At 56.2% G+C, this 20,478-nt stretch carries 19 protein-coding genes and 1 tRNA gene; 12 read left to right on the forward strand and 8 right to left on the reverse strand.

What is annotated here, in order from left to right; translation table 11 throughout:
• Positions 1 to 13 precede the first annotated feature (13 nt).
• Entirely contained in the window at positions 14 to 2,758 is a 2,745-nt protein-coding gene (locus tag J8G15_RS02040) for a DUF349 domain-containing protein (RefSeq protein WP_210545719.1), read from the forward strand.
• A 98-nt stretch (positions 2,759 to 2,856) separates the two neighbouring features.
• On the opposite strand, the gene J8G15_RS02045 is transcribed toward J8G15_RS02040, so the two are convergent.
• From J8G15_RS02045 to J8G15_RS02065, 5 genes are all read right to left on the reverse strand, one after another.
• Entirely contained in the window at positions 2,857 to 3,702 is an 846-nt protein-coding gene (locus J8G15_RS02045) for a UDP-2,3-diacylglucosamine diphosphatase (protein WP_210545721.1), read from the reverse strand.
• Between the two features lies 1 nt (position 3,703).
• On the reverse strand, positions 3,704 to 4,210 hold the full coding sequence (locus tag J8G15_RS02050) for a peptidylprolyl isomerase (protein WP_210545723.1): 507 nt from the start codon (positions 4,208 to 4,210) through the stop codon (positions 3,704 to 3,706).
• A 3-nt stretch (positions 4,211 to 4,213) separates the two neighbouring features.
• Positions 4,214 to 4,900 (reverse strand): peptidylprolyl isomerase, encoded by a 687-nt coding sequence (locus J8G15_RS02055; RefSeq protein ID WP_210545725.1) that lies wholly within the window; start codon positions 4,898 to 4,900, stop codon positions 4,214 to 4,216.
• Entirely contained in the window at positions 4,897 to 6,135 is a 1,239-nt protein-coding gene (locus J8G15_RS02060; RefSeq protein ID WP_210545727.1) for a murein L,D-transpeptidase family protein, read from the reverse strand. The genes J8G15_RS02055 and J8G15_RS02060 overlap by 4 nt, the downstream gene beginning before the upstream one ends.
• Before the next feature lie 66 nt (positions 6,136 to 6,201).
• Complete coding sequence (locus J8G15_RS02065) at positions 6,202 to 7,215, reverse strand: tetratricopeptide repeat protein (RefSeq protein WP_210545728.1); 1,014 nt, start codon at positions 7,213 to 7,215, stop codon at positions 6,202 to 6,204.
• A gap of 184 nt (positions 7,216 to 7,399) precedes the next feature.
• Between J8G15_RS02065 and cysS the strand changes: the two genes are divergently transcribed.
• The 6 genes from cysS (at position 7,400) to J8G15_RS02095 (ending at position 12,948) form a co-directional block, all read left to right on the forward strand.
• The gene (cysS, locus tag J8G15_RS02070; protein ID WP_210545730.1) at positions 7,400 to 8,791 is read left to right on the forward strand and encodes a cysteine--tRNA ligase; all 1,392 of its coding nucleotides are present in this window, start codon (positions 7,400 to 7,402) and stop codon (positions 8,789 to 8,791) included.
• A gap of 46 nt (positions 8,792 to 8,837) precedes the next feature.
• Positions 8,838 to 9,488: a DNA-3-methyladenine glycosylase gene (locus tag J8G15_RS02075; RefSeq protein WP_210545733.1), complete on the forward strand. Its 651-nt coding sequence runs from the start codon at positions 8,838 to 8,840 to the stop codon at positions 9,486 to 9,488.
• A 77-nt stretch (positions 9,489 to 9,565) separates the two neighbouring features.
• Positions 9,566 to 10,543 (forward strand): acetyl-CoA carboxylase carboxyltransferase subunit alpha, encoded by a 978-nt coding sequence (locus J8G15_RS02080; RefSeq protein ID WP_210545735.1) that lies wholly within the window; start codon positions 9,566 to 9,568, stop codon positions 10,541 to 10,543.
• A gap of 16 nt (positions 10,544 to 10,559) precedes the next feature.
• A complete protein-coding gene (tilS, locus tag J8G15_RS02085) occupies positions 10,560 to 11,522 on the forward strand; it encodes a tRNA lysidine(34) synthetase TilS (protein WP_210545737.1) in 963 nt (320 codons plus the stop codon).
• A 23-nt stretch (positions 11,523 to 11,545) separates the two neighbouring features.
• Positions 11,546 to 12,820 carry an aspartate kinase gene (locus J8G15_RS02090; RefSeq protein ID WP_210545740.1) on the forward strand — a complete coding sequence of 425 codons (1,275 nt, stop codon included), beginning with the start codon at positions 11,546 to 11,548 and terminating at the stop codon, positions 12,818 to 12,820.
• A 35-nt stretch (positions 12,821 to 12,855) separates the two neighbouring features.
• A tRNA-Ser gene (locus J8G15_RS02095) sits at positions 12,856 to 12,948 on the forward strand.
• Positions 12,949 to 13,090: 142 nt separating this feature from the next.
• Here J8G15_RS02095 and J8G15_RS02100 read toward each other — a convergent pair.
• Positions 13,091 to 14,065 carry an NADPH:quinone oxidoreductase family protein gene (locus J8G15_RS02100; protein ID WP_210545742.1) on the reverse strand — a complete coding sequence of 325 codons (975 nt, stop codon included), beginning with the start codon at positions 14,063 to 14,065 and terminating at the stop codon, positions 13,091 to 13,093.
• 123 nt (positions 14,066 to 14,188) lie between these two features.
• On the opposite strand from J8G15_RS02100, the gene surE reads away from it, so the two are divergent.
• The 5 genes from surE (at position 14,189) to rlmD (ending at position 19,190) form a co-directional block, all read left to right on the forward strand.
• Positions 14,189 to 14,983, forward strand: coding sequence for a 5'/3'-nucleotidase SurE (gene surE, locus J8G15_RS02105; protein ID WP_210545744.1), 795 nt, complete (start codon positions 14,189 to 14,191; stop codon positions 14,981 to 14,983).
• Between the two features lie 7 nt (positions 14,984 to 14,990).
• The gene (locus J8G15_RS02110; RefSeq protein WP_210545746.1) at positions 14,991 to 15,785 is read left to right on the forward strand and encodes a protein-L-isoaspartate(D-aspartate) O-methyltransferase; all 795 of its coding nucleotides are present in this window, start codon (positions 14,991 to 14,993) and stop codon (positions 15,783 to 15,785) included.
• 10 nt (positions 15,786 to 15,795) lie between these two features.
• Positions 15,796 to 16,668, forward strand: a complete 873-nt coding sequence (locus tag J8G15_RS02115) for a peptidoglycan DD-metalloendopeptidase family protein (protein ID WP_210545748.1) — start codon at positions 15,796 to 15,798, stop codon at positions 16,666 to 16,668.
• A gap of 125 nt (positions 16,669 to 16,793) precedes the next feature.
• Positions 16,794 to 17,708 carry a sigma-70 family RNA polymerase sigma factor gene (locus J8G15_RS02120; RefSeq protein WP_370627471.1) on the forward strand — a complete coding sequence of 305 codons (915 nt, stop codon included), beginning with the start codon at positions 16,794 to 16,796 and terminating at the stop codon, positions 17,706 to 17,708.
• A gap of 48 nt (positions 17,709 to 17,756) precedes the next feature.
• Complete coding sequence (gene rlmD, locus J8G15_RS02125) at positions 17,757 to 19,190, forward strand: 23S rRNA (uracil(1939)-C(5))-methyltransferase RlmD (RefSeq protein ID WP_210545752.1); 1,434 nt, start codon at positions 17,757 to 17,759, stop codon at positions 19,188 to 19,190.
• A gap of 43 nt (positions 19,191 to 19,233) precedes the next feature.
• On the opposite strand, the gene J8G15_RS02130 is transcribed toward rlmD, so the two are convergent.
• The gene (locus J8G15_RS02130) at positions 19,234 to 19,572 is read right to left on the reverse strand and encodes a hypothetical protein (protein WP_240538411.1); all 339 of its coding nucleotides are present in this window, start codon (positions 19,570 to 19,572) and stop codon (positions 19,234 to 19,236) included.
• A 116-nt stretch (positions 19,573 to 19,688) separates the two neighbouring features.
• Positions 19,689 to 20,336: a Bax inhibitor-1 family protein gene (locus tag J8G15_RS02135; RefSeq protein ID WP_210547424.1), complete on the reverse strand. Its 648-nt coding sequence runs from the start codon at positions 20,334 to 20,336 to the stop codon at positions 19,689 to 19,691.
• Between the last annotated feature and the right edge of the window lie 142 nt (positions 20,337 to 20,478).

The following is a 20,478-nucleotide window of genomic DNA, read 5'->3' on the forward strand; positions in this document are numbered from 1 at the left end:
GCGTCTGCGATTCATGTTTCCTTTCACTTCTCTCAATAAAGCTGCCTCCACCCCAGAGGTGACCGCTACCCCTGCGAAATCCGCTGAAGTTCACCCACTGGATGCTCTGACGGGCGGCGCGTTTTCCGCTCAAACCTCTGGCGAGCGCATGACACGAATTCGTGAATGGATGGCCAGCGAGCCTGCTGCGGATCAAATACAAGCGGTTTTCAAAGAGCTCAGCGTCAAAGACAAGGGCGCGGCCAAGTTGTTGCGTGAAAAGCTGGACGAAATCAAGCGCAGCAAAAATCAAGAATCCATTGCTCAAGAGTGGGCTGACAAGGCGCAGACCTTGGTTGCCGCCACTAAACTCAATATTGCCGACGCGTTGGCGTGGCAGCGAGATGCCGCCAAAGCAGGTGCGCCACTAAGCAAAGAGCCTCTGTCTACCCTGAAAGGGCAGTTGGCTGACCGCGTCAAGGGTGTGGAAGATCTGCAGCACCGGGTACAGGTGCAGCGCGAGGCTGCGGTGCTATTGGCCCAGCGTATTGAAGTCCTGTCGACCAAGTCTTGGCGTGATGCGCAGGGCGTATTACCTGCTTTGAGCGGTGATGTTGACAACTGGCAATCACAGGCTGAGGCCTTGTTGAGCGACAGCAATTGGCCCAGTGTTGACGCCAAGTTCCCCCCGTTGTTAGATGCCTCCAAGGCGCAGCTCTTGGTGGTGTGGGATGCATTCAACAGTGCGTTGACCCAGGCCGCCACGGCGTCTGACGATGCGTCCGCTGCATTGCCACCCGTGCCAGTTTGGGCCGATGAATTGCGCGTTCAGCGTGGTATTCCACTGGAGGCGGCCAAGCCACTCAAAAAGAAGTTGGACCCGGAAATCAAGGCCAAGGCAACGTCTTCTGTGCGTGAGGCGCTCTCAAAAGTGGAGCAGGAAGTTGCTGAAGGGCACGGAAAAGCCAGTGCAGGTGCGGCGGCAGCGCTGCGCAACGCGCTAAAGGAATTTGGCAAGATCATTGACGACAAGCTCGAGAACCAAGCCCACGCGGCACTGGCAGCTGCTGGTGAGCTGGAGGGGTGGCAGCGTTGGAGCGCCGATCAGGTGCGAGAAGATCTGGTGGCCAAAGCCGAGGGCTTGCTTAAACGCCCCGACGGTCAGGCCGTGGGCGGACGAAAGATGCAGGAAAGCCTGCGCACTTTGCGTGATCAGTGGAGACAAACCGACCAAGGTGGCGTCCCTAATCACGGCCTTTGGAAGAAATTTGACGATGCCTGCAATGAGGCCCACAAGGTTGTTGAAGTCTGGCTGGAAAAGGTCAAGACCGAGTCGGCTGAGCACCGTGCTCATCGACTGGCGTTGATCGAGGAGGTCAAGGCTTGGGCTGAAGCCAACACGACCGCGCTGGACGATGACTGGAAAGGCTTCAACCGCATCCTGCATCAGTTTGGTGACCGCTGGCGTGAATGCGGCCATGTGGGCGAAAAAGCATTTGCAGAATTGCTGCCGCAATGGAAGGCTGCCATCAATGCAGCCGCGGCACCGCTGGAAGCCCTGCAGAAACTGAGCCTGACGCATCGCCACGCCATGATCGATGAGGCCAAACTGCTGGGTGCACAGCCTGAATTGCGGGTGGATGCTGTCAAAGCCTTGCAGCAGCGTTGGCAGGCGGAAGCCCATGGCGTGCCTATCGACCGTCGCCAGGAGCAGAAATTGTGGGATGCCTTCCGCAAGCCCATTGATGAAGCATTCAATCGCAAGACGATTGAGCGTGAAAAGGCCGCTGAGGCCTTGGGTGAGCGCGATAAAGTGGTGCTGGACGCTGCCAAAGCGCTGCAGCAAGCCAACGCGTCTGGCGATGCTCAGGCGATTCGTCAAGCCATGAATGACCTGGACGCTGCACTGCGCGGACAGGCGCAAGCCAAGGCCGACGTACAAGCACAAGATGAAACATCAAGTTCGCCTTCTGCTCAAGCGGAGACTACACAAGTAGCTACTGAAACTGGAGCAAATTCGGAGTCGGAAGAGCCAGCGAATGAGGCGTCTGACGAAGCCGCTGAGTCTGCCGCGCCGGAGATCGAAACCCCTGTGGTTGCGACCCCAGCGCCTCCGAAGCGGGTGGTGGCTGTCCGAGGTGATGACCGTCCTGGCATGAAGAAGGAAGAGCCGGCCATCCCTGGTCGCGGTGGCAAGTTTGGTGATCGAAAAGACGGTGGCCGAGATGGCAATCGGGGTCCTCGCGATGCCAAGTTTTCCGGTCGTACGGATGACCGCGGCCCACGCCGTGATGGCCGTGACAGCAATTGGTCGGATGCGCCCCGTTTGGGTGACACGGCCTTCCGTGCCCAACGCGATGCGCTGGAACAAGCTCAATTCGCACTGCGCAAACTGGCGGCACAAGCCCATGGCGAGGCATTGACGCACTTGCTGGGCGCTTGGGAGAACCGTGATGTTGAGCAGGTACCCTCTGCCCAAGAACTGGGCAGCCGGGTGAATGCGGCTGCACGCAGTGCCTGGACAAAAGCCTTGGCACAAGCCCCTGCGGGTGATGCGGCGACGGCCTTGCTGCGTTTGGAGATGGCGGCTGAGACACCAACACCTGCCGAGCACTTGAGCGCCCGCCGCATGTTGCAGCTTCAGTTGCTGACCAAGCGCAATGACCCGGCACCGGTGCAAACTTGGAGCCAGGATGCGTCGACCGTGTTGGCCAGTGCATTTGACGCGGCCAACGCGCGCCGTCTGCAAAATGTGTTGAAGGTCTTGCTGAAGCCTTGACGCCCTGGCGCTCTGCTGGCAAGCGTTGGCAGAGCGAGGGTCGATCAGGATAGAGAGGCTATCCGTTTCCGCCCGGAGACGGCCTTCCAAAGGTAGCGCTATTGGCTGGCTTGCGACACCGTCAGGCGTTGCATCGAGGGCCGGTGAGCCCCGTCCAAACTCAAACGCAGTACCTCAGCCCGAACAGGCTGAGCCTCTGCATCCCAGTCACTCAGAACCACGCGACGCCTGCCTTCGGGCAAGACGTGATCGGCAGGTTTGTGGGTGTGGCCGTGAATCAAGGTGTGGGACTGTGTGGCCGCCAACCAATCGACTGTGGCCGCGACATCCAGGTCGGCATAGGTCACACCGCTTCGTTTCCGTGATTCGCTGTTGTCTCGCAGGGCACGGGCCACGGCTTGCCGCTGGGCCAAATCTTGGCTTAGAAACTGAGCCTGCCAGGCACTAGTGCGCACTTCAGCGCGAAACCTCATGTACTCGGTGTCGTCCAGGCACAAGGCATCGCCATGGGAAAGCAGCCAGCGCTCACTACCAAACTCCAAAAGGGTAGGGTCTGTCAGCAATGCCATGCCACAACTGTTTGCAAACGTTTCACCCAGCAAGAAATCACGGTTGCCGTGCATGAAAAAGATGTCATGGCGTTGTGCTGCATCTTTCAGAGCTTGGGCGCAACTGAACTCAAAGCCGACGGGTTCGGATAAACCTGATGGCGGGTGCGCCACGTCGTCACCGACCCAAACCTCAAACAAATCACCCAAAATGAAGATTGCATCGGCTTGCGTGCGCTGCAGGTAGTTGCGCCACAGCTCGAAGGTGGTGATCTCGCTGGCCTGCAGGTGCAGGTCGGAGATGAAGTCAATTCGGCGCCAGTTGGCTGGCGCCCTCAGCACCGACCAGGGGGGCACCAAGCTTGGCGTCGAATTCCCTGGCTGATGCTGGGCCATCTTAGAGGGCGACGGCCTTTTCCATCACAACGTCTTCCACTGGGACATCGTCGTGGTAACCCTTGCGGCTGGTTTTGACAGCCTTGATTTTGTCCACGACTTCGGTGCCCGAGACAACTTTCCCAAACACGGCGTAACCCCAGCCTTGGGCTGAGATCGCGGTGTGGTTCAGAAACCCGTTGTCAGCCACATTGACGAAGAACTGGGCGGTTGCAGAGTGGGGGTCGCCGGTGCGAGCCATGGCAACGGTGTACATCGCATTTTTCAAACCATTGTTGGCTTCGTTGTCGATTGGCTTGTCGCCTTTCTTCTCTTTCATGCCGGGCTCCATGCCGCCGCCTTGAACCATGAAGCCGGGGATGACACGGTGAAAAATGGTGTTGTTGTAATGGCCTTTGTTCACGTAGCTCAGGAAGTTGGCGACGGATTTAGGGGCTTTCTCTTGGTCCAGTTCAAGCGTGATGACGCCATAGTTGGTAATGTGGAGTTCGACTTTAGGGTTGCTCATGATTTATTTCACCAGGGTTGCAGAGTTAATAAAAATGGGTGTCTTGGGAACATCCGTCGGAAACGGGCCGCCCGCACCAGTAGGGATGGATTTGATTTTTTGAATCACGTCCATGCCGCTGACTACTTTGCCAAACACCGTGTAGCCAAAAAGCTGGGGGGCATTGACCAAATTCGAGCGTGGAGTATTTTCGTAGACTTGTCCCTGGTATTCAAACCGGGGAACCGGATCACCCGGTGGAATAGGGGTTGGGTCCAGAAACGCATTGTCTTTCACGTTAATGAAAAACTGGGCGGTTGCGGACTGTGGGTCGTTGGTGCGAGCCATGGCGAGTGTGCCCACGACGTTTTTGGCGCCGCCTTTGGCCAGCGCCTCACGCCCTTCGTGAACCACGGGTGGACGAACCTTTTTTTGAACGTATTTGCCGTCAAAACCACCGCCTTGAACCATGAAATTTTCAATCACACGGTGAAAAATAGTGCCGTCGTAGTGCTTGTCTTTGACGTATTGCAGGAAGTTCTCCACTGTCTTTGGTGCTTTGTCGGGGTACACCTCGACCACAAATTCACCCGCCGTGGTGGCAAACTTGACCTTTGGTGCATCCTCTGCAAAGGCTGAACTCGCTATTGAAAGTAGAGCAGTTCCCGCAACAATGACGGGCGCAATAGTTCGAAAAGTCTTGTAAATCATCCAATAATGCCTTCGTAGAAAATTTTCCACTGCGAGCCGTTGCGTGACCAATATTGGCGCTTAGTGGGGCCACTTCGCGTGCCGTCCGTGACTTCACCAAAGGTAACCACCATGGTGTCGCTGGTGTCGGTCCATCGCAGGAAAGAAAGATCTTTGAGTTGAATCGCTCGTCCGCGATTTTTGTCCAGTTCACGGCGCAGGTTGGGTGACCATTCGGTTAGCGTGCGGCCGTTGCTTTTGAAATCGGTGCTGTAAAAGGTCAGCACCTGGTTCAGATTGCCGCTGGACTTGGCTTGCTGCCATGCGGCCAAAGCATCTTCAAAGGGTTTGCTGTCCGCACGAACGCTCATGGGGGCCACCCATTTCAGATCCTTGGCGATCACGACCGGCGTGGTCCGAATTTCAACGGCGCGAATGATGTCGTTCAGGTCCGGGTTGGCAATGGCCACACAGCCATCCGTTGCCAATGGTGCGCGCGAAAACTGGGCAGACGGTGTGCCGTGAAGCCATATGCCACTGCCCGTTTTTCCACGCTTGTTGTCGAGCTCATTGGGGTAGTTCAGGGGCAGGGCGCCAGTTCCGTAAATGTCTCCGAGCGCGGAGGGGTCCAAATTGCTGGTAATGAAATACACGCCCAAAGGCGTCCGCGCATCCCCTTCAGTCGACTTCTCCACACCGAATTTACCCACTGAGATGTAGTAATCGGCTTCCAGTGTCAATCCATTGGGCCCGTTTCTGAATAAGTACAGGCGCGAACGCGAGGTGTCCACTGCGATGGCGTGTTTGTTGCGGGGTGAGAGAGAAATGAACTGAGACGGAATCGCTCCGGCAGGAGGGCGCTCGCGTAATGCCTTCAAACGCATGGCGGATTCGTCGCGCAACTCATTGAGTGTCGAGATGCCGGCCTTCAGTAAGTCATCCGGGACGTCGCCCAGCACCTTGACAGGCTGGGTTCGGGCAGCGAGCAAGTCACCGTAAACCAGGTGGGCGAGCTGAAAGGTGGGGTAGTCCCGCACCAACAGCTCGGCCTTGTTCAAAGCTTCGCGGCTTTGCGACCCGGCAATAAGCTTGTAGATCTCAATCAGTCGAGACTCCGCCACTCCAGCCTTCACAACAGGTTCTGAGGAGTTGGACGCGGGTTGCTTGGAGCGAGGTATTCCCCGCGGGCTGGCATGGGTCGTTGCGGCCAGTGTCAAACTCAGGGCTAGCAGGAGAGAGAGTAATTGCTGTTTCATGCACACGTTAACCGGGGCAGCAAAGCGCTACAGCCGGCAGCGCCGGCTGAACCAACACACGGATCATCAGTTGCCTGTCGTCTCTTTGACAATCAACCACTGATCACGGACCTTTGACATTTCCAATGTCTTGCGGCTGGCCACGGCAAATGACCCAGCGCGGTAGGCTTGGTAGAAACGGGCAGTTGCTGTAGATCCATTCACGGAAACCGTCAGATCGGACTGCGTCACCTCAATGCTGGATTTGCCGACAATTCGACTACGGCGCTCACCCTCCCATGCACTACGCGACTGTTTTCCCGGGGTGTCGAAATTTTTGCCATAGGCGGCCAGGTAGCCCGCCATGTCTTGATCAGCCCAAGCTTTCGCCCATTTGGCAACAGCCGCTTCAATTTCCTTGGAGTCGTTGTTCGTGGCCACAGGCGTCGGATTCGGCGTCGCCGGTTTAATGGCCGGAACTGGTGGCGTCGCGGCGACCGGTGCCGCAGCGACGGGTGGTGTCGGGGCGGCCGCAGGAGCGGCCGGCGTAGGCGTTGCACCAGGTTTTGGATTACTCAGGTTGGGCTTGAAGACCTCACGAATGCTGGCCAACTTTGGGGGCACCGCCGAGTTGGCACCATCAAGCTGCAAAGCTTTGTTATAGGCTTGACTTGCCAGTCGTGCATACACATCCCCCAGGTTTTCGTGGGCAGTGGCGTAGCTGGGGTTGGTCCGTATAGCCATCTCAAGGGCTGTACGCGCCTTGTCGAATTGGTTTTGTGATGCGTACAAAACCGCCAAATTGTTGTAAGGCTCAGGCAACTCGGGGAAGTCTTCGGTCAACTTGGTGAAGGTGGCGATGGCTTCAGGGTGCTTGCCGGTATTGCGCAAAATTACACCCTTCAGGAACCGCATTTGCGGGTCATTGGGCTTGCCGGCCAGGTAAGCGTCAGCTTTGGTCATTGCCTCGGGGAATTTGCCGGATCGAACCAGTTGACCGACATCGCCATATTCGTCTGCGGATGCGCTGGCCGCGGCAAATGCAGCCACCAAAGCCGCGACGCGCAGGGCCGTGAAGAGGGGGGAGCGAGCGTAGTTCATTGAGATTTTTGATTCCTGCTGAGTGCTGTAGTCATGTCACCTCTCTGGGCTGGCACGGCTATATACTGATGTGGATTGTAGTTCAAGGGTGTTTGGCGGCACCCTCGGCAATTCCCCATTTATCCCCGGTCCTTGCCAAGACCGTTGCACGGCGGTTTACCCGATCGCGGTGTTCTAAATACTCATGAGTCTGCACATATACAACACGCTGTCGCGTGCCCTAGAGCCGTTTTCGCCATTGGAGCCGGGCCATGTCCGCATGTACGTCTGTGGCATGACGATTTATGACCTTTGCCACATTGGCCACGCCCGGATGATGATGGCCTTTGATGTGGCTCAGCGGTGGTTGAAAAGCAGTGACTACCGGGTGACTTACGTGCGCAATATCACTGATATTGACGACAAGATCATCAAAAGAGCACTAGAGCGGGGCATCACCATTCGAGCGTTGACTGACGAAATGATCGTGGCCATGCATGGCGACATCGCCCGCTTGGGCATTGAGCCTCCCTCGATTGAGCCGCGAGCGACTGAATACGTCCCCAAAATGCTAAGCCTGATCAGTCAGCTGGAAGCCAAAGGCTTGGCCTACAAGGCCGAGAGTGGTGATGTGAACTTCTCGGTCCGCAAGTTTCCCGGTTATGGCCGTTTGTCAGGCAAATCCTTGGACGAGTTGCGCGCCGGCGAGCGAGTGGCAGTTCAGGATGGCAAAGAAGACCCGTTGGACTTCGTTTTGTGGAAGGCAGCCAAGCCATCGGAGCCAGACGACGCCAAGTGGGACAGTCAGGCGGCGGGATTTGACTACGGTATAGGGCGCCCAGGTTGGCATATTGAGTGCTCAGCCATGAGCTGCGAGACTTTGGGTGAGACGTTTGATATTCATGGCGGCGGAGCTGATTTGCAGTTTCCCCACCATGAGAACGAAATTGCACAGAGCGAAGGGGCCAATGGGAAAACCATGGCCAGGTTCTGGATGCACAACGGTTTCGTTCGCGTTGACAACGAAAAGATGTCAAAAAGTTTGGGCAATTTCTTCACCATTCGTGAGGTCTTGAACAAGTTTGACGCTGAAACTGTTCGCTTCTTTTTGGTGCGTACCCACTATCGGACTGCCCTGAACTACAGCGATGTCCATCTTGACGATGCCCGCAGTTCGCTCAAGCGGATGTACACCGCTTTGCAACTGGTGTCGGCGGCTCCTGTGGACGCCGTTGATTGGGCCGATCCGTTCGCCAAGCGATTCAAAGCAGCCATGGATAACGACTTCGGGACGCCCGAAGCAGTGGCTGTGTTGTTTGATTTGGCATCTGAGGTCAATCGATCGAAGTCTGCGTCCTTGGCTGGGCTGCTGAAGGCACTGGGCGCGTGCCTCGGGTTGCTTCAGGGGGATCCGAATGCCTTCTTGACGGCGGGTGTTGGCGTTGATGAGGCACTGATCGTGTCAATGATTGCGGACCGGGCGCAGGCCAAAGCCGCCAAAGACTTTGCCGAAGCCGATCGGATTCGCCAGCACTTGTTAAGCAATGGCGTTGTCTTGAAAGACTCGCCCACCGGGACGACCTGGGAGGTGGCGTGAAAAGATCTTTGAATGAAATCAGCTTGTGCCGCCTATTGGGGAAGCAATGGTAGCTATTAAAAGTGTAGCGACTGACGCCGCAACTCCCTCCTATTGGGCAGAGGCCTGTAAGCATCTGGTCAAAAAGGACCGGGTCATGAAGCGATTGATTCCACAGTTTGGCGGCGCCTGTCTGCAAACCCGTGGAGATGCGTTCGTGACTTTGGCGCGCAGCATTGTGGGCCAGCAAATCTCAGTCAAAGCAGCCCAGGCAGTGTGGGACCGATTTGCGGTTTTGCCGACCCAGATTACCCCGGGTAATGTGCTTAAACTGAAGGTGGACGATATGCGTGGTGCCGGGTTGAGCGCACGCAAGGTAGAGTACCTGGTGGACTTGGCACTGCATTTTGACAATGGCGCTTTGCATGTGCAGGCGTGGGAAGCCATGAATGACGAGGCCATCATTGACGAGCTGGTCGCGATTCGGGGCATTGGTCGTTGGACCGCCGAGATGTTTCTGATCTTTCACATGATGCGCCCCAATGTATTGCCTCTTGATGACGTCGGCCTGATAAAAGGCATCAGCCAAAGCTATTTTTCAGGTGATGTGGTGAGTCGAAGTGACGCGCGGGAGGTGGCCGCCGCCTGGGCGCCGTATTGCAGTGTGGCGACTTGGTATATTTGGCGCTCGCTGGATCCGTTGCCGGTGGCATATTGAGACGATGCGAAAGTTGCCGTGACCGTTATGGTGCAGCAATCGCCGTCAGCAAAAAACTATAGGACTAAGGACAAACCGTGGCCAAAAAAACATTCCTCGATTTCGAGCAGGCAGTCGCCGATCTTGAAAACAAAATTGAAGAGTTGCGCTATGTTCAGATTGAATCAGCCGTTGATATCTCGTCCGAGATCGATCAGTTGACCAAGAAAAGCCAACAGCTGACGAAAGACATTTACAGCGATCTGACCCCTTGGCAAATCACCAAAATTGCCCGTCATGCCGAGCGCCCCTACACGTTGGACTACGTGAACGAGGTGTTCACGCATTTCGTTGAACTGCATGGTGACCGGCATTTCTCGGATGACCTGAGCATTGTGGGTGGTCTGGCTCGCTTCAATGGCACTCCCTGCATGGTGATTGGTCAGCAAAAAGGGCGCGACACCAAGGAGCGCGGTTTGCGCAACTTTGGCATGAGCAAGCCAGAGGGGTACCGCAAGGCCTTGCGCCTGATGAAGACGGCCGAGAAATTCAAACTGCCAGTGTTCACTTTTGTCGACACACCCGGCGCCTATCCCGGCATTGACGCGGAAGAGCGTGGCCAGTCCGAAGCCATTGGGCGCAACATTTTTGAAATGGCTCAGCTGGAAGTGCCCATCATCACCACCATCATTGGCGAAGGTGGCTCAGGCGGCGCCTTGGCTATCTCGGTGGGTGATCAGGTGCTGATGCTTCAATACTCGATTTACTCGGTGATCAGCCCAGAGGGCTGCGCCTCCATCTTGTGGAAGACATCTGACAAGGCCAAGGAGGCCGCAGACGCCTTGGGCATTACTGCTCACCGTCTGAAGGCACTGGGACTGGTCGATAAAATCGTCAACGAGCCGGTCGGCGGTGCACACCGTGACCATAAACAAATGGCGGCCTTTCTGAAGCGGGCGCTGAACGACGCATTCCGTCAGGTCAGCGATCTCAAGGTCAGCGAATTGCTGGATCGCCGCTACGAGCGCCTGCAAAGTTATGGCCGATTCACTGATACCAAGGATGTAGCCAAGTAATTGGCGCGCTTAGCGAGTGACCGTACCTCTTGCGAGTGCGCTCGCGGCCTTTCAGCCTGAACTGCCGTTGGCTGTTGCCTACAGTGGCGGCGCTGACTCCACCGCCTTGCTGCTCGCCTGTGCTGAAAAGTGGCCGGGTCAGGTGCATGCAATCCACATCCATCATGGGTTGCAGTCCGCCGCTGACGAATTCGAGGCAAATTGCCGATTGTTTTGCACCCACTTGGCTGTGCCCTTAACGGTCAAGCGAGTGAATGCCCGTGCCACAGCGGGGCAAAGCCCGGAAGATGCTGCTCGTCGTGCGCGCTATGGTGCAATTCAGGCTCTGGCCTTTGATGAGTGTGCAGAAAGTACTATAAAAAGCATAGCTGTTGCGCAGCATGCTGATGATCAGGTTGAAACCATTTTGCTGGCGATGAGTCGGGGAAGCGGCTTGCCGGGGCTCAGTGGCATGGCCGGTCGCTGGGTTCGCAACGGCCTGACCTTTTATCGACCACTGCTCAAGGTGGGTGGCGCCGATATCAGGGAGTGGCTGGCGTCGCGTAGCGTCAATTTCGTCGAAGATCCGACCAACACCGACGAGAGTTTCACGCGCAACCGAATTCGCGCCCGCTTGTTGCCCGTTCTGCATGCCACATTTCCCCAGTTTCGCGACACATTCACTCGCAGCGCGGTGCATATTGCACAGGCGCAGGCCATTTTGGAGGAGGTGGCCGAACAGGATTTGGTCGGTGTAGGTTCGCCACCCGTGATTAAAAAATTACAACAATTGAGCCAACACCGGCAAGCCAATGTGCTTCGGCATTGGTTGGCATTTGCTTTTGACTCTGTTCCCAGTGCGGCCCAATTGGACGAATTGCAGCGCCAGATCGCACGCTGTGTGACACGGGGGCACCAAATTCGTATCAAGGTGGGCGCCGGGTTTGTGGAAAGGCGAGGCACTGTTCTGCATTGGTACAATCCCAGAGTTTTGCTCTGAAAAATCGTACTTTAAATTTACCAATGGCACTGATTGTTCACAAATACGGCGGCACATCGATGGGTTCCACGGAACGCATTCGCAATGTTGCCAAACGGGTCGCTAAATGGGCTCGCGCTGGCCACCAAATGGTGGTTGTTCCCTCCGCAATGAGCGGTGAAACCAACCGGTTGTTGGGTTTGGCCAAAGAATTGGCGCCCTCCAAAGCAACCGATTCCTATAGCCGGGAGCTCGACATGCTGGCGTCGACCGGCGAGCAGGCGTCCAGCGCTTTGTTGGCCATTGCACTGCAGGCAGAGGGCATGGAGTCTGTCAGCTACGCCGGGTGGCAAGTTCCTATTCGCACCAATAGTGCCTACACCAAGGCGCGCATTGAGTCGATCGACGACACCCGTGTACGTGCCGACTTGGATGCAGGTCGTGTGGTTATCGTGACTGGCTTTCAGGGCCTTGACGAGCAGGGCAACATCACGACATTGGGTCGGGGCGGCTCAGACACCTCTGCCGTTGCCGTGGCCGCCGCCATGAAGGCCGAAGAGTGTTTGATCTTCACTGACGTGGATGGTGTCTACACCACCGACCCCCGCGTCGTGGCCGACGCTCGCCGCTTGAAAACGGTCAGCTTTGAAGAAATGCTGGAGATGGCCTCCATGGGCTCCAAAGTGCTGCAGATTCGCTCCGTTGAGTTTGCCGGAAAATACAAGGTCAAGCTGCGCGTATTGAGCAGTTTTACCGATTGGGATATTGACATCAACGAGGAAGCCGCATCCGGCACTCTGATTACTTTTGAGGAAGATGAACACATGGAACAAGCACTTGTTTCCGGAATCGCTTTTAACCGCGATGAAGCCAAAGTTTCCGTGCTGGGCGTGCCCGACAAGCCGGGTATTGCTTATCAAATCCTGGGCGCCGTGGCAGATGCCAATATTGAAGTCGATGTCATCATTCAGAACTTGAGCAAAGACGGGAAAACCGACTTCAGCTTCACTGTGAATCGCGGTGATTTCGCTAAAACCGTCGATTTGCTGAACGACGTCGTGTTGCCAAGCTTGGGCGCTGAAGAAGTGGTTGGCGACGCAAAGATTTGCAAGGTCTCCATCGTTGGCATCGGCATGCGTAGCCATGTCGGCGTGGCCAGCAAGATGTTCCGCGTTTTGAGCGAAGAAGGCATCAATATCCAGATGATTTCAACCAGCGAGATCAAAACTTCTGTCGTCATTGATGAGAAGTACATGGAACTGGCCGTGCGTGCTTTGCACAAAGCTTTTGATTTGGACCAGGCCCCGGTACAAAATTGATCCAGAGTCGTGACATAATAGATGCATGCTAATTAGGAATCGTGACCGAGTGGCCGAAGGTGCTCCCCTGCTAAGGGAGTATGGGGTGTAGAGCCTCATCGAGAGTTCGAATCTCTCCGATTCCGCCAAGTTAAAACCCCAAGCGAGTCAATCGCTTGGGGTTTTTCTATTTCAGCATCAATCTTAAATTTGGATAAGGCCCAAAAAAACAAGGCCGCGTATGGTCGGCCTCGTTTGATGGGGTCGCTACTGACGCCCAAACCGATGCGGCTAGTTGACCATTACCAATTTCCCCATCACGCCCCGCGAGCCCATGTGGGCGTAGGCTGCCTTCAAGTCTGCCATGGGCATCGTGCGATCGATGATTGGTTTGATCTTGCCTTGACCGTACCACTGAGCCAGCTCCATCATCATGGCTGCATTGGCTTTAGGCTCTTTCTTTGCAAAGTCTCCCCAAAAGACGCCAATGACAGAGGCCCCTTTCAAAAGTGGCAAGTTGAGTGGCAATGAGGGAATGGGGCCAGACGCAAATCCGACCACCAAATACCGGCCCCGCCAAGCAATGGTGCGAAATGCGGGCTCGGTGAAGTCACCGCCCACGGGGTCGTAGATGACGTCGGCGCCTTTGCCATCCGTCAGGGCGCGAACGGCGTCTTTCAAGTTCTCCGTGCTGTAGTTGATGGTGGCGTCTGCGCCGGCAGATTTGCACAGCGTGCATTTCTCATCGGTCGATGCAGCCGCAATGACTTTGGCGCCCACTGCCTTTGCAATTTGAATAGCAGCTGTGCCAACCCCTCCGGCGGCGCCAAGAATCAGCACTGTTTCACCGGCTTTCAGCTGTGCCCGGTCGATCAAAGCGTGATGCGATGTGGCGTAGATCATGATGAAGGCGGCAGCATCGACAAACGGGAATTTGTCAGGCAGTGCCATGCAAAGGGCCGCTGGCGCCAGCGTGTGTGTACCAAAGCCACCAGTGCCGGAGAGGCAGGCCACAGGTTGGCCTGCCTTCAGGTGGGTCACGCCTTCGCCAACGGCGACGACTGTGCCAGCGTATTCCGAACCGGGCACAAAAGGCAGTGGGGGCTTGATTTGATACTTGTTCTGAACGATCAGGAGATCGGGGAAATTGAGGCTGGCGGCCTTGATTTCGATGAGTACCTCACCGACTTTGGGTTGTGGCGTGGGCATTTCAGTCCAGGTGAGGGCGTCAACGCCAACAGGGTTTTCACAGAGCCAAGCATGCATGAGGGAAGTCTCCAAAAGTAATCTGAAATGATAGGGGCAGGTGAGGGTGCTCAATGTCACTGGCGGGACCGTCAATGGCAGGAACGGGGTGCCCCCTACAATTCGCGATCAAACGAGTTCACCATGAAAATCTTAATTTCCAATGACGACGGGTATCAGGCGCCCGGTATCGTGGCTTTGTATGAGGCCTTGCGAGACGTGGCAGACGTTGAAGTTGTCGCCCCTGAGCAGAATAACAGCGCCAAATCCAATGCACTCACCCTGCACTCGCCACTGTACGTCCACCATGCCAGCAATGGCTTTCGGTACGTCAATGGCACACCGGCTGACTGCGTTCACATTGCGTTGAGTGGCCTGTTGGACTACCGCCCTGATTTGATTGTTTCAGGGATCAACAACGGGGCCAACATGGGGGATGACACCATTTACTCGGGCACGGTGGGTGCCGCCATGGAGGGTTATCTTTTTGGAATTCCCGCCATCGCGTTCTCTCAAGTTGAGCGAGATTGGGTGCACTTGGAGTCGGCCGCCCGCAAGGCGCGGGAATTGGTGCTTCAAATGTCACGTCAAAAGTTGGTGGGCACCAAACCTTGGTTGCTGAACGTCAATATTCCCAACCGACCCTTTGACGAAATTGGGCACATAAAGTTGTGTCGATTGGGTCGCCGTCACGCGGCTGAAGCTGTGATCAAACAGGTGAGTCCGCGCGGCGAGACCATGTACTGGATTGGCGCGGCAGGAGCCGCCATGGACGACGCAGAAGGCACCGATTTTCACGCGACGTCCCAGGGCTTTGTGTCCATGACCCCGCTAAAAGTGGATTTGACTGACCACCATCATTTGGGTTATTGGGCACAAACCGCCTCCCGATTGGCGGAGCAGGATCAGGGCGCTGCAGCGCCGGATCAACCGAACTGAGAGACTCATGAAAGAACGCCCGACTTTTCCCGCTCGACTGGATTTTTCGGGTGGCAAGCCTGTGCCAAACCGCCCGGACACTTTGTCCAGCCGTCCATTGGCCTTGGCGCCTTCTCCGCCCTCTGTGCGGATCCCGCTCAACTCTGAAGCGATAGGCTCCAGTTCGCCGCGTTCTCACATGGTGAGTCGGTTGATAGCTCAGGGGTTGAGTGATATGGCAGTGATCGCTGCGATGCGTGCGGTCGAGCGGCATCGGTTTGTGGACAGTGCACTGGGTAACCAGGCCTATGAGGACACCAGTTTACCGATTGGGTTGGGTCAAACCATTTCAAAGCCCAGCGTGGTGTCGCGTATGGGGGAGTTGTTGCGCAATGGCCAGTCGGGCAAGTTGGGCCGCGTCCTTGAAATTGGCACTGGGTGTGGGTATCAGGCTGCAGTGTTGAGCCATTTGGCGGACGAGGTTTACAGCATCGAGAGGCTGAGAGGTCTGCATGACAAGGCGCGGGAAAACTTGCGCTATTTTCGTATTGCCAACCTTCACCTCTTGTTTGGCGACGGCATGCTGGGCTACGCCAAAGGGGCGCCCTACGCCGGCATTATTGCAGCGGCAGGTGGTGAGGCGGTGCCTCAAGCGTGGATCGATCAATTGGCTGTTGGTGGCCGGTTGGTGGCACCGGTCGCTGTATCGGGCTCCGGTGTGGCAAAACAGGCCTTGATGGTGATCGACAAGACCGCGCAAGGGGTTCGTCAGACGGTGCTGGAGGTGGTTAACTTTGTCCCTTTAAAATCGGGTGTTGCATGAAGGGATGTCTATGTTTGCTATGAGTGGTCGCGTGAGTTCGGTGCTTGCCTTGTTGGTCGTTGGTGGTTTGTTGGTGGGATGCAGTTCAACGCCGCTCAATCGCGCGCCGGTGGTCGATCGGGGCGCGACAACGGCCGGTTCGATTCCGGTCCTGATGGACCCCAATACACCGTTGGTCAAGCAGCCTCCAGGCTTTGAGAATGCCGGCAAGCCTGGCTACTACACAGTGAAGCCAGGCGATACGATGACCCGCATTGGCTTGGAAACGGGGCAAACGGCTAAGGACATCGCGCGCTGGAGTGGCGTCGAGAACCCTCACAAAATTGAAGTGGGGCAGGTCCTGCGTGTCGTCCCTCCGGTTGCGTCGTCGACGCCTCCAGTGGCGATGGCCCCAGTGACGACGGCGACCGGCGTGGTCACCCAACCGGTGACTCAAGCCACGGTCACGCCCACGGGTAACGCGTCGCCGCCATCGTCAACCACGGTGTCACCGGTGCAAGCGAGCGGCGGTGACGACGAAATCGCCTGGATCTGGCCAACCAGCGGCTCTGTGCTGGCCGGCTTTGACGAAGTCAAGAACAAAGGTTTGGACATTGGTGGCTCCGTCGGTGACGCCATCGTTGCCGCCGCCGATGGTCGGGTGGTCTATGTCGGTGCGGGCCTGCGCGGCTATGGCAATTTGATCATCTTGAAGCACAACAACACCTACTTGACGGCCTATGCCCACAACAAATCGCTCTTGGTTATCGAAGACCAAGCGGTTCGCAAGGGCCAAAAAATTGCTGAAATGGGCAATAGCGACGCTGATCGAGTCAAACTTCATTTCGAGGTTCGCCGGCAGGGCAAGCCGGTAGATCCAGCGAAATATCTTCCCGCCCGTTAACTTGTAACGGTATGAAAAATCGTTCCGGCAGTGGCTTAGCAGAATGCACTCGCCAATACGGAGCGATCATTTCAAAGGGAAAAAAGGTTCTGGCCATTGATTTTCCAGTGGGAGGCGATTCTGAATTGATAGCACCCCCTGCTTCACACCCCTGCATTGAGCCAGAAGATGCGGCCCTGCCGAGCAAGGAGTCGGGTGACTCCCTGTCGGCCTATCTGCGCAATGTGAGGCATACCGCGCTTTTTACGCCTGAACAAGAATTCTTGTTTGAAACTCAGGCCCGCGCCCGTGACTTTGAGGCCCGCCAGAGCATGATTGAACACAATTTGCGTTTGGTTGTCAGCATTGCCAAGCCTTATTCTGGCCGGGGTGTACCACTGCCTGACCTGATTGAGGAGGGGAACCTAGGCCTCATGCATGCCATCGACAAGTTCGAGCCAGAGCGCGGCTTTCGCTTCTCAACCTATGCCAGCTGGTGGATTCGACAATCAGTGGAGCGTGCCCTGATTTATCATGGACGTGCCGTGCGGCTGCCCGTGAATGTAGTTCGTGGTTTGCAGCAAGTTTTGGGTGCACGTCGTGCCCTGGAAAATGACCCCACATTCAATCAAAGCCGCCCAGGTGGTGTTCAGGCGTTGGACATTGTCGCTTTGTTGGGCCGGGACGCCGCTGAAGTGGCCACGTTGCTCACATTGGCGGATGGCCCAAAATCTCTGGACGTTGTCCTGGACGTGGCTGGCGCCGGAGAAAGTCTCGGTGACACTTTGGCAGGTGATGCCAGTCAGGAGCCTTCATCCCTGGTGCAGGCACATGAAGTGGAGCATCTACTGGCGCAATGGATTGGGCTTTTATCCAGTCGTGAAAAAGAGGTACTGGAAGCAAGATTTGGCTTGCATGATCTGGAGCCCGAAACCATGGAGGTGCTGAGCCAGCGACTGGAGTTGACGCGCGAGCGCGTCAGGCAGGTTCAAAACGAGGCTCTCGTCAAGCTGAAGCGCTACCTGGTGTCAAACGGGATTACCGCGCAATCGTTGTTGTAAGCCGCTAACCGGTCTCGGCAGACACCGCCGGCCTGAGACAATAGTGACATGACTGACGAAATTCAAATACCAGACAATTTTCCGGCTGACTCACTGTATGTGAAGTCTCTTGATCTTGAGGCGCAAGGTGTCGCCCATCGGGTCGATGGCAAAGTGGTTTTTATCAAAGGAGCGCTTCCCTTTGAGTGGGTGAGTGCGGTGGTCCATCGCAAGAAGAGCAGTTGGGAGCAGGGCGCTGTCACTGCGATTCACCGTGAATCCTCGCAGCGGGTCAAGCCGGGCTGCCCCCACTTTGGGCTGCATGAGGGCGCTTGCGGTGGCTGCAAAATGCAGCATTTACATGTGGGCGCCCAGGTGGCCGTCAAACAACGGGTGCTGGAAGACAACTTGTGGCATTTGGGTAAAGTGAAGGCCGACATGATTCTGCGGCCCATTGAAGGCCCTGCTTGGGGTTACCGCTACCGGGCGCGGATTTCGGTGCGAAATGTGCGAAAAAAGGGTACTGTCCTGGTCGGGTTTCATGAGCGTAAGAGCGGCTTCGTGGCGGACATGAGAGAGTGTCATGTGCTGCCGCCGCACGTGAGCGACCTGCTGCTGCCCTTGCGTGCCTTGATCACCTCCATGGATGCCGTTGACACCTGTCCCCAAATCGAACTCGCTTGTGGTGACTCGGTGACTGCGTTGGTACTTCGCCATATGGAGGCGCTGAGCGAGGCCGACCGGGCGCGGCTGCGGGCTTTTGCGATTGAACATGCAGGTGTTCAATGGTGGCTGCAATCGGGGGGGCTGGACACCGTTCAATTGCTGGATGAGGCCGTTGAAGAGTTGAGTTACGACCTGCCAGAATTTGGCATCCATATGCCCTTCAAGCCGACTGACTTCACGCAGGTGAATCCCCATATCAACCGGGTTCTGGTGGCTCGGTCCTTGCGGTTGCTGGATGTCAAAAAGAGCGAGCGCGTGATTGACTGGTTCTGCGGTTTGGGCAACTTCACGCTGCCACTCGCCACGCTGGCAAGAGAGGTGCTGGGAGTGGAGGGCAGCGAGACGCTGGTGGCACGGTCTCGGGAAAATTATCAGAAAAATACGAGTCAGCGCTCTATTAGATCAGCACTATGTGCTACAAAATTTGTAGCTAGAAACTTGTTTAACATGACGCCTGAGCTATTGGTTCAGGACGGTGTTTCTGACAAGTGGTTGGTGGACCCACCACGGGAAGGGGCGTATGCCCTGTTTCAGGCACTGGCAGACCTCCATCAGCAAAAGTTGGACCCCATCAATCACCCGCCTGTGGAGGGTGGGCTGGATTGGACACCTCCTAAGCGCATTGTCTACGTTAGTTGCAACCCCGCGACATTGGCCCGTGATGCGGGCGTATTGGTGTCACAAGGGGGCTACCGCTGCTCGGCGGCGGGCATGGTCAACATGTTCCCGCACACGGCCCACGTGGAAAGCATGGCGGTGTTCGACTTCGTGGAGTGACGAACTTAGGCACCTCAGAGATACCAAGCCGCCTTGGCAAAGCCTAGTGCGCCGCCGATTTGCCGGCGCTTTTCTCTGTCGGGGCATCCTCAATGATTTCCTCAGCAGGCGCTGTCGGAGTCATTGTGGCGGGAATACCTTCAATGCTGTTCTCCCGCATGTACCCGTCCATCGATTTCCAGCCTTCAAATATCGAGGATTTGGACAGCTTTGCATTCAAGACATAGCAGTCTTCAATGCTGCGCAATCCGTACCGACACGCGCTGCCAGTCGCTTTGGCGTCCGCTTCGCGTTGGAGCATACGCGGGTCTGGGCCCAATCCGGGGATTTCACACCCGGCCAGCAAAAGCACAGTCGCGGCGACGAGAAGGCGAGAGGTCATGACGTGAAGCTGTGGCATATAGGGAATATCGGCCAAATGGCGGATGAGTTAAGTGATCTGGAATATTGAAGCAAAAAAAGGCCCGAGCGGGCCTTTTTAATGCGTTGGCGTCAAACTTAGTCGCGCTCACCGCCCATGATGCCCAATAGGGACAGCAAGGCCTGGAACACATTGATGATGTTGAGGTACATAGACAGCGTTGCACTGATGTAATTGGTCTCGCCACCGTCAATGATGCGCTTCAGGTCGTACAACATGTAGGCACTGAAAATACCAATCACAGCCACCGAAATGGCCATCATTCCTGCGGTGGAGCCCACAAACACATTGATGATGCCGCCAATAATCACGGCCATCGCGCCCACAAATAACCACTTGCCCATGCCAGAGAGGTCGCGTTTGATGACGGTTGACAGACTGGCCATGACGAAGAAGATGCCAGCAGTGCCTGCAAACGCCGTCATGATCAAGTCAGGGCCGTTTTTGAAGCCGAGAACCATGGCAATCATGCGAGACAACATCAAGCCCATGAAGAAGGTGAAGCCCAGAAGAACTGGGACACCCGCAGCCGAGTTCTTGGTCTTTTCAATGGCGTAAATGAAGCCGAAGGCACCGCCGAGGAATACGATCAATCCGAGTCCACCCGACAGTGATTGGGTGATGCCAGTGGTGACGCCTATCCAGGCACCCAACACCGTAGGCAACAGGCTCAGTGCCAACAACAAGTAGGTATTGCGCAGCACTTTGTTGCGCTGCGCGGCCATGGCGCCGTGGCCAAAACCTTGTTCGATGGGTTGAATGTTGTCATTCACAGTGATACTCCTTCATGGCCTGCGATGTGCAGGGTTGCTTTGATTCTAGGGGCTATCAATCGGCTCGCCAAAATTGGCTGTGCGATGGGGCCCA

The organism is Rhodoferax sp. PAMC 29310, assembly GCF_017948265.1.
Taxonomy (GTDB): Bacteria; Pseudomonadota; Gammaproteobacteria; order Burkholderiales; family Burkholderiaceae_C; genus Rhodoferax.